The 12,982-nt window shown below is 72.6% G+C and carries 11 protein-coding genes; 8 read left to right on the top strand and 3 right to left on the bottom strand.

Features of this window, described 5'->3' with window-relative positions; genetic code table 11:
- Positions 1-205 precede the first annotated feature (205 nt).
- Positions 206-1,609, bottom strand: a complete 1,404-nt coding sequence (gene hflX, locus FLV34_RS16825; RefSeq protein WP_240971913.1) for a GTPase HflX — start codon at positions 1,607-1,609, stop codon at positions 206-208.
- A gap of 221 nt (positions 1,610-1,830) precedes the next feature.
- On the opposite strand from hflX, the gene FLV34_RS16830 reads away from it, so the two are divergent.
- The gene (locus FLV34_RS16830) at positions 1,831-3,183 is read left to right on the top strand and encodes an FAD-binding oxidoreductase (protein ID WP_260617443.1); all 1,353 of its coding nucleotides are present in this window, start codon (positions 1,831-1,833) and stop codon (positions 3,181-3,183) included.
- A gap of 9 nt (positions 3,184-3,192) precedes the next feature.
- Here the strand turns inward: FLV34_RS16830 and FLV34_RS16835 are convergent, their stop codons facing one another.
- The gene (locus tag FLV34_RS16835; RefSeq protein ID WP_147943528.1) at positions 3,193-3,873 is read right to left on the bottom strand and encodes a DUF4097 family beta strand repeat-containing protein; all 681 of its coding nucleotides are present in this window, start codon (positions 3,871-3,873) and stop codon (positions 3,193-3,195) included.
- 146 nt (positions 3,874-4,019) lie between these two features.
- Between FLV34_RS16835 and aceB the strand changes: the two genes are divergently transcribed.
- The 6 genes from aceB to FLV34_RS16865 are packed head-to-tail and all read left to right on the top strand — an operon-like array spanning position 4,020 to position 10,760.
- Positions 4,020-5,609 carry a malate synthase A gene (gene aceB / locus FLV34_RS16840; RefSeq protein WP_142650576.1) on the top strand — a complete coding sequence of 530 codons (1,590 nt, stop codon included), beginning with the start codon at positions 4,020-4,022 and terminating at the stop codon, positions 5,607-5,609.
- A gap of 24 nt (positions 5,610-5,633) precedes the next feature.
- Complete coding sequence (locus FLV34_RS16845; protein WP_142650575.1) at positions 5,634-7,085, top strand: FAD-linked oxidase C-terminal domain-containing protein; 1,452 nt, start codon at positions 5,634-5,636, stop codon at positions 7,083-7,085.
- Complete coding sequence (locus tag FLV34_RS16850; RefSeq protein WP_147943529.1) at positions 7,085-8,500, top strand: FAD-binding oxidoreductase; 1,416 nt, start codon at positions 7,085-7,087, stop codon at positions 8,498-8,500. The genes FLV34_RS16845 and FLV34_RS16850 overlap by 1 nt, the downstream gene beginning before the upstream one ends.
- Positions 8,500-9,756 carry a (Fe-S)-binding protein gene (locus tag FLV34_RS16855; RefSeq protein WP_142650573.1) on the top strand — a complete coding sequence of 419 codons (1,257 nt, stop codon included), beginning with the start codon at positions 8,500-8,502 and terminating at the stop codon, positions 9,754-9,756. Before FLV34_RS16850 ends, FLV34_RS16855 begins: the two co-directional genes overlap by 1 nt.
- A 22-nt stretch (positions 9,757-9,778) precedes the next feature.
- Positions 9,779-10,513: an IclR family transcriptional regulator gene (locus tag FLV34_RS16860; RefSeq protein ID WP_142650572.1), complete on the top strand. Its 735-nt coding sequence runs from the start codon at positions 9,779-9,781 to the stop codon at positions 10,511-10,513.
- Positions 10,514-10,541: 28 nt separating this feature from the next.
- On the top strand, positions 10,542-10,760 hold the full coding sequence (locus tag FLV34_RS16865; protein ID WP_142650571.1) for a DUF2277 domain-containing protein: 219 nt from the start codon (positions 10,542-10,544) through the stop codon (positions 10,758-10,760).
- Between the two features lie 114 nt (positions 10,761-10,874).
- Here the strand turns inward: FLV34_RS16865 and FLV34_RS16870 are convergent, their stop codons facing one another.
- Positions 10,875-12,458, bottom strand: coding sequence for a M48 family metallopeptidase (locus tag FLV34_RS16870; RefSeq protein WP_147943530.1), 1,584 nt, complete (start codon positions 12,456-12,458; stop codon positions 10,875-10,877).
- A 159-nt stretch (positions 12,459-12,617) separates the two neighbouring features.
- Between FLV34_RS16870 and FLV34_RS16875 the strand changes: the two genes are divergently transcribed.
- Positions 12,618-12,974, top strand: a complete 357-nt coding sequence (locus FLV34_RS16875) for a hypothetical protein (RefSeq protein WP_147943531.1) — start codon at positions 12,618-12,620, stop codon at positions 12,972-12,974.
- Positions 12,975-12,982: the final 8 nt, after the last annotated feature.

Genomic DNA, 12,982 nt, shown 5'->3' on the forward strand with positions numbered 1-12,982 from the left:
CGCGCATCAGTCGTCTCACACGCTGCGGCGAGATCAGGTTCGACGCAACCGATCCGTTGTCCGCGAACGCCTTGAATAGGGTGACCGCACTGCCTGGAGTCATGTCGTTACCCACGCCATAAGGTCCCATTAGGCTTTCCTGATCGTAGCAAGGGCAACCGTCGGCGGGCCACCGACACGCGAAGGTGACCCGCCGTTGAAGGCGTCAGACGGTCTCGACGGGCTTGGCCACCCGGTCGAGCTCGGCGTACAGGTCGGCGAGGACCCGGGCGTGCAGGACCGTGCCGTCGCCGGTGTGCTCCAGTGACAGGACCTCGCCCTCGCTGTGCGCCCGCGCGATCAGGTCGCCCCTGTCGTACGGCACCAGCAGCCTGACCTCGTGGTCGAGGCGGGGCAGCTCCCGCTCGATCACGGCCATGAGCTCGCCGATCCCGGCCCCGGTGCGGGCGGAGACGACGACGCTGTGCCGTTCCTTCATGGTCAGCCGGGTCAGCACGACGGGGTCGGCCGCGTCGGCCTTGTTGACGACCACGATCTCCGGGATGTCCCGCGCGCCCTCGATCTCGGCCAGCACCTCGCGCACGGCCGCGATCTGCGACTCGGGGTCGGGGTGCGAGCCGTCCACCACGTGGAGGATCAGGTCGGCGTCGCCCACTTCCTCCAGCGTCGAGCGGAACGCCTCGACGAGCTGGTGGGGCAGGTGCCGTACGAAACCGACCGTGTCGGCGAGCGTGAACAGGCGGCCGTCGGGGGTGCGGGCCTTGCGCACGGTCGGGTCGAGGGTCGCGAACAGCGCGTCCTCGACCAGCACGCCGGCGCCGGTCAGCCGGTTGAGCAGCGACGACTTGCCGGCGTTGGTGTATCCGGCGATCGCCACGGCGGGCACCTCGCGGGCCTGCCGCCGGTGCCGCTTGGTCTGCCGCGCGGTCGACATCTCCTTGATCTGCCGCCGCAGCTTGGCCATCCGCTCGCGGATCCGCCGCCGGTCCAGCTCGATCTTGGTCTCACCGGGGCCGCGGCCGCCGATGCCGACGCCGCCTGCGGCGCGGCCGCCGACCTGACGGGACAGGTTGCCACCCCAGCCTCGCAGGCGCGGCAGCAGGTATTGCAGCTGCGCCAGCTCGACCTGGGCCTTGCCCTCGCGGCTCTTGGCGTGCTGGGCGAAGATGTCGAGGATCAGCGCGGTCCGGTCGATGACCTTGACCTTCACGATCTCTTCGAGCTGGCGGAGCTGGCCGGGGGTCAGCTCGCCGTCGCAGATCACGGTGTCGGCGCCGCTCGCGGCGACGATGTCGCGCAGCTCGATCGCCTTGCCCGATCCGATGTAGGTGGCGGGGTCGGGCCGGTCGCGACGCTGGATCAGACCCTCCAGCACCTGCGATCCGGCGGTTTCCGCCAGCAGCTTCAGCTCCTGCAGCGAGTTCTCCGCGTCCAGCGCGGTGCCGCCCGCCCAGACGCCGACCAGGACGACCCGCTCCAGCCGCAGCTGCCGGTATTCGACTTCGGTGATGTCTTCGAGCTCTGTCGACAGACCCGCTACGCGGCGGAGCGCCTGGCGCTCTTCCAGTTCGTAATCGCCCACGGCGAGGTCTTCGGGCTCGTTTCGCATATATGTCATCTCTACTAGACAGAACAGTCGGACACCCCGATGCCTTCCCAGGCCCCGGATGCCTCCCGTCGATGGTGACACGACCCCCCGGACGTACGCACTCCCTTATGCGCCCGATTCGCCAGGAGCCGAGCGAATTCCCGATCATCGGCAAACGGGATGTAGCAGGGTTGATCACGAGCGGGGCCGACCGGCGCCCCCGGACGCAGCAGGAGGAGAGCGTGACAACCCTGGGCACCGACCTTCGCCGTACGGTACGCGGCCAGGTCCACGTCCCCGGCGACGACGGCTTCGAGGCCGCGCGACTGCCGTGGAACCGGGCGGTCGACCAGCGCCCGGCCGCGGTCGTGGAGGCCGAGGACGCGGCCGACGCCGCCGCCGTGGTCGGCTTCGCGGGCCGGGCCGGTCTCCCCGTCGCGGTGCAGCCGAGCGGGCACGGCGCCACGACCCGCCTCGACGGGACGATCCTGCTGCGCACCGGACGGCTGCGCGGCGTGGAGGTCCAGCAGGAGCGGCGCACCGCCCGGGTCGAGGCCGGCGTGCAGTGGGGCGAGCTGCTGACCGCCACCGGCAAGCACGGGCTGACCGGCCTGCCCGGCGGCTCCCCCGTCGTCAGTGTCACCGGCTACACCCTCGGCGGCGGGCTCGGCTGGTTCTCCCGCAGGCACGGCTGGGCGGCCGACGCCGTACGCGCCTTCGAGGTGGTCGCCGCCGACGGCACGCAGGCCCGCGTCACCGGCGAATCCGACCCCGAGCTGTTCTGGGCGCTGCGCGGCGGCGGGGGCGACTTCGCGCTGGTCACGGCGATGGAGCTGGACCTGCACCCGGCGCCGCATCTTTACGGCGGGCGCATGCTGTGGCCCGCCGAGCGGGCGCCCGAGGTGCTCGCCGTCTATCGCGAGGTGACCGCGGCGGCGCCCGAGGAGTTGACCGTCTGGTTCGCGATGGTGAAGTTCCCGGCGGCGCCCCACGTGCCCGAGCCGCTGCGCGGGCTCGCCGCGGTCGTGGTGGACGCGACGTTCCTGGGCGGCGAGGAGGAGGGGCGCGGCCTGCTCCGGCGGTTCGAGGACATCCCCGGCGCGCTGAGCGACAGCCGCGCGGCGATGCCCCTGGACGCCCTGGGCGGCATCTGCGCCGAGCCGACGCAGCCGGTGCCCGGCGCGGGCCGCGCCGAGCTGCTGACCGGGCTCGGCGACGCCGTGGCGGACGACCTGCTCTCGGCCGTGGGAGGCATCGCCCCCGTGGGCACTGTGCAGGTGCGTCACCTGGGCGGCGCACTGAGGCGCCCCGCCGACGGCGGCGGGGCGTGCGGGCACATCGCCGAGCCTTACCTGCTGAGCATGGTCGGGCCGGTCCTGTCGCCGGAGGGCGGGCAGGCGCTCACCGCGCGGATGGCGGAGATCGCCCAGGCGATGGCGCCGCACACGAGCGGCCGCAAGCCGTTCACCTACCTGAACGGCGGCGAGACCGCCGCCTCCGCGTTCGACGCGGACACACTGGCCCGGCTGCGCGAGATCAAGCGCCGCCGCGACCCCGGCGGCGTCTTCCGCGCCAACCAGCCGGTGCTCGGATAGCCCGGCCGGCTATGCCTTGTGCACCTCGGCGTCGCCCGATCCGGTCCTGACCGTGATCGTGTGCGGCGCCGAGTCGTCGTCCAGGACCTCGATCCTGCGGTCGCCGCTTCCCGTGGACGCGTTGACGTTGTAGGCGCCGTCCGGCACCCAGAGCCGGCTGTCGCCCGACCCTGTCACGGCCTGTACCTGGTCGGGAACGGCGGTGAACCGCAGCGTGATGTCCCCCGACCCCGTGCGGGTGTTGACCTGCTTGGCGGCGAGCCCCCGCGCGTCGAGGTCGCCCGAGCCGGCGGAGGCGTTCACCTGGCCGGTCAGGTCGCGCAGCGTGATGTCCCCCGAGCCGGTGTCGATCTTCACGGTGAGACCACGCGGCACCTCCACCTTGTAGTCAACCGAGCAGTCGTCGCACTTGTACGCCAGCCTGAGCGTGTCCCCGTCGACGGAGTGGCCGTTCGCGGGCTTGTCCCCGCGCCAGTGCAGGGTCTCGGTGACGTGAACGCCGGTCCTGTCGCTCTCGCTCACCACGACATCGCCCGACGCCGTGTGGGTGTCGAGGACGGCCACCTTGTCCTTCACGTCGTAGGACTCCACGGCCTGCTGCCCGCCGAAGTTGAGTGGCACGTCACACGCCGCGACGGAAAGGCTCAGTCCCAGGACGGCCCCCGCGACGGCCATCGTCTTGTGTCTCATGCCCTAGATCCTCGGGGATGCGTGCGCGCCCTCTCATCGGGGAAGTCCCTCACCATCCCCTGAGCCGTCCCCCGCGTTGACCCCCGGACGTTCCCTGAAGTAGCGTCGATTCCACGATTCAGAACTATTTTTCCGGAAGGTGGAAAATGGCGGAAGACGTCGAGATCAAGGGCCCCATGCTGGACCGGTTCGACGAGATCCTCACCCCCGAGGCCCTCGGCTTCGTGGCCACCTTGCAGCGCGAGTTCGACCCCAGGCGTCAGGAACTGCTCGCTGCACGTCAGGCGCGGCAGGAGGAGCTGTCCGCGGGCGGCATGCTCGACTTCCTGCCCGAGACCGCCCACGTCCGCGCGTCCGAGTGGCGGGTCGCCCCGCCCGCTCCGGGGCTGGAGGACCGCAGGGTCGAGATCACCGGTCCGGTCGACCGCAAGATGACGATCAACGCGCTCAACTCCGGGGCCAAGGTCTGGCTGGCCGACTTCGAGGACGCCAACTCGCCGACCTGGGAGAACACGATCAACGGGCAGCTCAACCTGCGCGACGCCCTCGACCGTACGATCGACTTCGAGGCCGGCGGCAAGACGTACGCGCTGCGGCCGGACGAGGAGCTGGCCACCATCGTGGTGCGCCCGCGCGGCTGGCACCTGCCGGAAAAGCACATCCTGGTGGACGGCGCGCGCATGTCGGGGTCGCTGCTCGACTTCGGCCTCTACTTCTTCCACTGCGCCAAGCGGCAGATCGACAAGGGCCGCGGGCCGTACTTCTACCTGCCGAAGATGGAGTCGCACCTGGAGGCGCGTCTCTGGAACGACGTGTTCGTCCGCGCCCAGGAGCTGCTCGGCATCCCTCGGGGAACGATCCGGGCGACCGTGCTCATCGAGACCTACCCGGCCGCGTTCGAGATGGAGGAGATCCTCTACGAGCTGCGCGAGCACTCGGCGGGCCTCAACGCCGGCCGCTGGGACTACCTGTTCAGCGTCATCAAGAAGTTCCGCACCCGGGGGCGGGAGTTCCTGCTGCCCGAGCGCAACGCGGTGACGATGACCGCGCCGTTCATGCGGGCCTACACCGAGCTGCTGGTGCGCACCTGTCACAAGCGCGGCGCGCACGCGATCGGCGGCATGGCGGCCTTCATCCCCTCGCGCCGCGACCCCGAGGTCAACAAGGTCGCGCTCGAAAAGGTGCGGGCCGACAAGACCCGCGAGTCGGGCGACGGCTTCGACGGCTCCTGGGTGGCCCACCCCGATCTCGTGCCGATCTGCCGCGAGGTGTTCGACGCCGTGCTCGGCGACCGGCCCAACCAGATCGACCGGCTGCGCGAGGACGTCCACGTCACGGCCGAGGACCTGCTGGCGGTCTCCAAGACACCGGGCGAGATCACCGAGGCCGGGCTGCGCAACAACGTGGACGTCGGCCTGCGCTACCTGGCGGCCTGGCTGGGCGGCAACGGCGCCGCGGCGATCCACAACCTGATGGAGGACGCCGCGACCGCCGAGATCTCCCGTTCGCAGGTCTGGCAGTGGATCCACAACGAGATCACACTGGCCGACACCGGCGCGGTGGTGACACGGGAGCTCGTCGAGCGGATCATCGAGGAGGAGCTGGCCGGGATCGCCGCCGAGCCGGGCTACGACGAGAAGCTCTACGCGCAGGCCACGGCGCTGTTCAAGGAGGTCGCCCTTGACGACGACTTCGCGGAGTTCCTCACGCTTCCGGCGTACGAGCGGATGCCGTGACGATGTGAGGGGAAGCGGGAGCCGATGTCCGAGCTCGAACGGCTGACGGCACGGCTGGCGGCCGTGCTCCCGCCGGACGCCGTCATCACCGACCCCGTACGGCTGCGCACCTACGAGTGCGACGGATTGACCGTCCATCGGGCGACCCCCGGTGTGGTCGTGCTGCCGGACGGGGCCGAGCAGGTCGCCGCGGTCGTACGGCTGTGCGGCGAGCACGGCGTGCCGTTCGTCGCCCGCGGGTCGGGCACCGGCCTGTCGGGCGGCGCCCTCCCCCGCACGGACGGCGTGCTGATCGTCACCTCCCGCATGCGGCGGATCGTCGAGATCGACATCCCGAACCGGCGGGCCGTGGTGGAGCCCGGGGTGACGAACCTGGCGATCACCGAGGCGGTGCGCGACCAGGGGTACTACTACGCCCCCGACCCCTCCAGCCAGCAGGTCTGCTCGATCGGCGGCAACGTCGCGGAGAACTCGGGGGGCGCGCACTGCCTCAAATACGGCTTCACGGTCAACCACGTGCTCGCCGCCGAGATCGTCACGCCGGACGGGGACATCGTGGAGCTGTCCGCGATGGACGCCGGCTATGACCTGCTCGGCGCGTTCATCGGCTCGGAGGGCACGCTCGGCATCGCCACCAAGATCACCGTACGGCTGTCGCGGGCGCCGGAGGCGGTCACGACCCTGCTCGCCGCCTTCACCGGCATCGAGGCGGGCGGGCAGGCCGTGTCGGCGATCATCGCGGCGGGCGTCGTGCCCGCCGCCATCGAAATGATGGACGCGCTGGCGATCGAGGCGGCCGAGGCCGCCGTCGACTGCCGCTACCCCGCGGGGGCGGGAGCCGTACTGGTGGTCGAGCTGGACGGCCCGCGCGCCGAGGTGGAGCACCAGTTCGCGGCCGTGGAGCGGATCTGCCGCGACAGCGGCGCCTTCGAGATCCGGGTGGCCGCCTCCGCCGAGGAGCGGGCGGCCATCTGGAAGGGCCGCAAGTCGGCGTTCGCCGCCGTGGGCCGGATCAGCCCTGCGTACATCGTGCAGGACGGCGTGGTGCCGCGCACCGCGCTGCCGCGCGTGCTCGCGGGGATCGACCGGCTGCAGGAGGAGTTCGGCATCCGGGTGGCGAACGTCTTCCACGCGGGCGACGGCAACCTCCATCCCCTCGTGCTGTTCGACGACTCCGTGCCCGGCGAGGCCGAGCGCGCCGAGATCGTCAGCGGGCGCATCCTCGACCTGTGCATCGAGCACGGCGGGTCGATCACCGGGGAGCACGGCGTCGGCGTGGACAAGGCCCGCTACATGCCCCGGATGTTCACCGGCGACGACCTCGACACCATGCAGCTCGTGCGGTGCGCGTTCGATCCCCGGGGGCTTGCCAACCCCGGCAAGGTCTTCCCCACGCCGCGCCTGTGCGGCGAGGCGCCGGGCGTGCGCAAGGGCGCCCATCCCCTGGTCGAGGCCGGTCTGGCGGAGCAGTTCTGATGAGCGAGCGGGACGTCAGGGACGCGCTGGAGGCGACGGGTGTGGCCGTGCGCGGGGCCGGCGACGAGGACGAGGTGGCGGGCGTTCGGCCGCGCTGGGTGGCGCTGCCCGAGTCGGCCGAGGAGATCGCGGCCGTGATGCGGGTGTGCGCCGCGCACGACCTGGCCGCCGTCGCGACCGGCGGCGGCACCAAGCTGCACTGGGGCGCCCCGCTGCGCCGCTGCGACGTGCTCGTCGACCTGTGCTGCATGAACCGGGTGATGGAGCACGCGGCGGGCGACCTGGTCGTCCGGGCGCAGGCCGGGGTGACCGTGGAGGCGCTCGCGCGCGCTCTCGCCGAGGAAGGTCAGGAGCTCGCGCTCGACGTGCCCGTGCCGGGCACCACGGTCGGCGGACTGCTCGCCACCGGCGTCGCCGGGCCGCGCAGGTTCCGCCACGGCACGGCCCGCGACCTGCTCATCGGCGTCACGGTCGTGCTCGCCGACGGCACGATCGCCAGGTCGGGCGGGAAGGTCGTCAAGAACGTCGCCGGATATGACCTCGGCAAGCTGTTCACCGGTTCGTACGGCACGCTCGGGATCATCGCGGACGCGACGTTCCGCCTCCATCCCCTGCCCGCCGCCCGCGCCTGGGTGACCGCGACCGTCGAACGGCCGGTGACCGTGACCGTCGAGCCCTACGTGTACGAGGGGAAGACGCTGGAGACCACATCCACGGGCGTCGCGGCGTCCCTGCACGCGGCGATCCCGGCGATCACCGAGTCGCCGCTGGAGCCGAGTGCGGTGGAGGTGGACTGGCCCGATGTGGAGGGGCCCTGCACGGTCGCGGTCCTGGTCGAGGGCACCGCCGCGGCCGAGCGCGCCAAGGCGCTGTGCGGGCTGATGGGCGAGACGGCGGAGGTGACCGAGGAGCCACCACCGTGGTGGGGACTCCTGCCCGAACCGCCGGCGCCGGACCGGCCACCCGGGGGCACGACGAACGGAGGCACGGGCAGCGAGGGCACGACGAGCGAAGTAGCGGGAGAGGGCACGGGGAGCACCGGCGGCGGGGAGATCCTGCTGGAGGTCAGGAACATCCCCTATCGGCTGGCGGGCAGCTTCGTCGGCCCCTTCGAGGCGGCCCGTGAGGCGGGCGTGCGCGCGTCGGTGCGCGGCTCCCTGGCCGCGAGCGTCCTCCACGTCGCCCTGCCGCCGGACACCGAGCCCGGACGGGTCGCCGCCTTCACGAGCCAGCTGCGCGACCACATGGAGACCGACGGCGAGGGCCGGGTCGTCGTGCTCGCCGTGCCGCCCGAGACCGGCCGCCGCCTGGACCGGTGGGGGCACGTCGGCGCGCTCCGCCTGATGCAGCGGGTCAAGGAGCGGTTCGACCCCGATCGCCGGCTCTCCCCCGGCCGTTTCCCGGGAGGCATCTGATGGACCCCGAGCTGATCAAGGACTGCGTCCACTGCGGGTTCTGCCTGCCCACCTGCCCGACGTACGTGCTGTGGGGCGAGGAGATGGACTCCCCGCGCGGGCGCATCCACCTCATGGGGCAGCACGTCGAGGGCACGCCGGTCACCGGCGCGATGGCCGGCCACTTCGACGCCTGCCTCGGCTGCATGGCGTGCGTCACCGCGTGCCCGTCCGGTGTGCGGTACGACCGGCTGATCGAGCAGACCCGTGCGGTCGTCGAGCGCGAGCACGTGCGCCGCCCCGACGAGCGCGCGATCCGGGCGCTGGTGTTCGCGTTGTTCCCTTACCGGCGCAGGCTGCGGGCGATGCGGCTGCCCATGCGGCTGATCAGGCGCCTGCAGTCGTTCCTCGAGGAGGTTCACCCCTCCCTCGGCGCGATGGCCGAGCTGGCCCCCGCCGTCCCCCGGCCCGTACGGCTCCCGCCGCTGGTGCGGGCGAGGCGGCGGCGCAGGGCGCGGGTCGGGCTGCTCACCGGATGCGTGCAGGGCGAGTTCTTCCCGCAGGTCAACGCGGCGACGGCCCGGGTGCTCGCGCTGGAGGGCTGCGACGTGGTCATCCCGCCCCGGCAGGGCTGCTGCGGGGCGCTGTCGCTGCACTCGGGCCGCGAGGACGAGGCGAAGAGGTTCGCCCGCCGCACGATCGAGACGTTCGAGCGGGCCGGTGTGGACGCCGTGGTGGTGAACGCGGCGGGCTGCGGATCGAGCATGAAGGACTACGCCGAGGTGCTGGCCGGCGAGCCCGGCTGGGCGGCCCGCGCCGAGGCGCTGCGGACCCGCGACCTGGCGGAGTTCCTGATCGAGCTGGGCCCGGTCGCCGAGCGCCGCCCGCTGCCGCTCACGGTCGCCTACCACGACGCCTGCCATCTGGCCCACGCCCAGGGCGTGCGCGCGCAGCCGCGCGAGCTGCTGCGCGCGATCCCGGAGCTGGAGCTGCGGGAGATCGAGGAGTCCGCGATCTGCTGCGGGTCCGCGGGCACCTACAACCTTCTCCAGCCCGAGGCGGCCAGGGAGCTGGGCGACCGCAAGGCCGAGCGGGTGCTCGCCGCCGGCGCGGACGTGCTGGTGTCGGCCAACCCGGGATGCACGATGCAGATCGCGGCCGCCGTACGCAGGGCGGGCAAGGGGGAGATCCGGGTCGCGCACACGGCCGAGGTGCTCGACGCTTCGCTGCGCGGTCTCGAACCCGGCATCCTGGGATGGTCCCCCCGTCAAGGATGACACCGCCGAGGAGGAGGATGCCGTGAGCGTGCAGAGCGTCGACCGGGCGCTGGACGTGCTGGAGGCACTGTCCGAGCATGGCGGTCAGGCCGGGCTGTCGGAGATCGCCGCCACGACCGGCCTGCCGTACGGGACGATCCACCGGCTGTTACAGACGCTGCTGGCCCGCGGGTACGTCCGGCAGGAGTCCGACCGGCGCTACGCTCTCGGCGGCGCGCTCGTGCGGATCGGCGGCGTGGCCGAGCGGATGCTCGCCGTCTGGGCCGAGCCCTATCTCGCGAGGCTCGTGGAGCTGTCGGGCGAGACCGCCAACCTCGCGGTGCTGGAGGGCGACTACGTCGTCTACGTGGCCCAGGTGCCCTCGCCGCGCAGGCTGCGGATGTTCGCCGAGGTCGGCCGCCGCGTGCTGCCGCACAGCACGGCCGTCGGCAAGGCCCTGCTGGCCGGGCGGGACGACGCGGAGGCGGTGTTCCGGCGCACCGGGCTGCCCCGCCGTACAGACCGGACGATCACGTCGGTCGGCGAGCTGCTGGAGGAGCTCGACCGGGTGCGCGCCCAGGGGTACGCGCTCGACCTGGGCGAGGAGGAGAGCGGGGTCCACTGCATGGCCGTGCCGGTCCACGACGGCGGGCGGGCCTTCGCGGCGATGTCGGTGTCCGGGCCGGCCGAGCGCATCGACGCGATCGACCGCGAGGAGCTGGCCGCGATGCTGCGCAAGGTGGCCGAGGACTTCGGCGCCGCCGTCCTCCACCCCTGACCGGTCGCGGATCGGTCAGTATGGGGTCATGTGCCGAAGCATCAAGACCCTGCGCCCGCCGTTCACCGACGAGGTGACCGAGGAGGACATCCGGGCGGCGGCCCTGCAGTACGTCCGCAAGATCTCCGGCTTCCGCGCGCCCGCCGCGCACAACGCCGAGGCGTTCGACCGCGCGGTCGAGGAGATCGCGCAGGCCAGCACGGCGCTGCTGGCCTCCCTCCAGGTGCGCGGCTCGGCCACCCGATAGCCGGTCAGACGTTCCCGGCCACCCGATAACCGGTCAGACGTTCCCTGGCGCCCGGTAACCGCTCCAGCGTTCCCGGCCCGCCCGGTGGTTGCCGCTCGTCCGCCGAGTCACCGCTCAGATGTTCTCCAGCAGGGCGATGAGGTGCTTGCGGCTGTCGTCGTCCAGTTCGTCGCTGCTCCACCGCTCCCGCAGCCGCAGGGTCGCGCCGCCGTAGAGCACGAGTTCGGCGTCGAGCGGGATCCGCTTGCCGATCCGGACGCTCTCGATCTCCTCGAAGGCGACGAACCGGTTCCGCTCGGCCAGGCTCACCGCGGTCGTCGTGCCGAGCAGGTCGCGCATGCGCTGCCGCCCGTTGTCCGACTTGCCGGGGTTCGCGACCAGGACGATCCCGGTGGTCAGCACGAACAGGTCGTGTTCGGCCCCGTCCACCCGCACGTTCGCCAGGCCGCCGACGACGGCGGAACCGAAGGTGCTCGGGGCCGTGTCGGCCGGTGCTGCCCGGCGGATGTCGACGCCGAGCGCGGACAGCTCCGCGAGGGCCGCCCGCAGGCCGTCCGGACTGACCGCGAGCGTCGCGATCTTCCCCAGCGGCAGCTCGTCGCAGCGTACGCCGCGGAAGCGGGCCGGGCCGCTCCAGGAGTGCCACCACCGCGCGACGCCGGACCGCAGCGCGGCGAGCCTGAGCAGGGTCTCCAGCGGCTCGGCGAACAGCGGGCCCACCTCCCGCCGGGTGGCGGTCGGGAAGAAGGGCTGCGCGATCGTCGTGAGCTGCCCGGCCGCGATGGCGTCGATTACGTCGGCCAGCCCCACCGCCGGTTTGCCGGTCGTACGGGCGATCATGCGGAGGATCGCGTCGGCGTCGCGCTGGAGCTGCTCGGCGAGGGCCGTCGCGGTGAGCTCGGGCCAGGTCAGCAGGGTGCGCTCTTCGCTGTCGATCGCCACCTGCTGCAGCGCGCGCCCGGCCTCCGCGATGTTCGCGAGCATCATCGCCGCGGGCCGGGTGTCGAGCGGCGCCGCCGTGCGGGGCGCCGCCGCGAGGGCGGCGAGCCGTTCTGACAGGGGCGGGTGCGTGTCCCATCTGGAGCCGCTGTCGTCCGGCTCGCGGGCGCGCAGCTCCTCCAGCTCGTCCCGGCGCGCCTCCACCAGCGCGCCGAACCCGGCGAACAGGTCGGCCGGGGCATATCCGGACTCCCAGCCGAGGCGGACGTACTGGTCCAGGAAGAATTCCCAGGCGGCGGCGAGGACGCGGATCTCGCGCAGCGCACTGACCGCCGCGTCGGCTCCCGCCGCCCGGGCCGAGGCGAGGTCGGCCTCCAGCTCCTGGCGACGCGACCCCGCCCGGTCGACCAGGAGGTAGAGCCGGGCGTACGCGAGGAAGAGCCAGCCCGCCGGGTTGTTCGGCCCGATGCGGTCCAGGGTGTGGGCGATCACCAGCCTGCCCCGGTACGCGGGCACGGACAGGCGGGTGTGGCGTTCGGAGTAGTGCCCGAGCTCGTGCGCGAGCACGGCCCGCATCTGTCCGACCGTCATGGTCTGCAGCAGCGGCAGGCCGACGTAGAGGCGGCGGCGTCCCCCGGAGAGCCCCAGAAAACGCGGCTCCTCCTGCACGGCGGCGTTGACCTCCGCGGTGAGCCAGATCTCCTCGGGCATCCGGGTGCGCGCCTCCGCCGCCAGCTCGCGTACGGTCGCCCACAGCATCGGCGCCCGGTCGGCAGGCAGGAGCAGGCCGCGCGCCTTCTACCTGAACGTCTGCGCGTCGGTACAAGGCGTGCAGGACCGGGCCGACGGATGGATCGCGGCCGAGCGGGAGTCGACGCTGCCGCTCCTGGTGAAAGGCGCGCACGGAGTCAGGTGGGCATGGGAGGCGCGCGGGGCCACGGGGTGGGGCGGGAGGAGACGCTGCGGCGCTTCCACGCGGCGACGAGCCGGCACCCCTGGCACCTGCACACCCACTCCCAGATGCTCCAGTGGCTGTGCGCGAAATGGTTCGGCAGCGAGGAGGAGATGTTCGCCTTCGCCCGGCGGGCCGTGGCGGACGCGCCTCCCGGCAGCCCGCTGGGCGGGCTCGTCGCCGAGGCGCACCTGGAGAAGTGGCTGTCGCTCGACAGGGGCGATGACGATGTGTACATGACGCGTCCCGACGTCAGGGCCGAGTTGCGCGCCGCCGCCGACCGCTCCGTACGGCATCCGGCCTACCGGCGGCGGCCGGGCTGACCGGAGGA

Source organism: Microbispora sp. CSR-4, from assembly GCF_008033685.1.
GTDB lineage: Bacteria > Actinomycetota > Actinomycetes > Streptosporangiales > Streptosporangiaceae > Microbispora.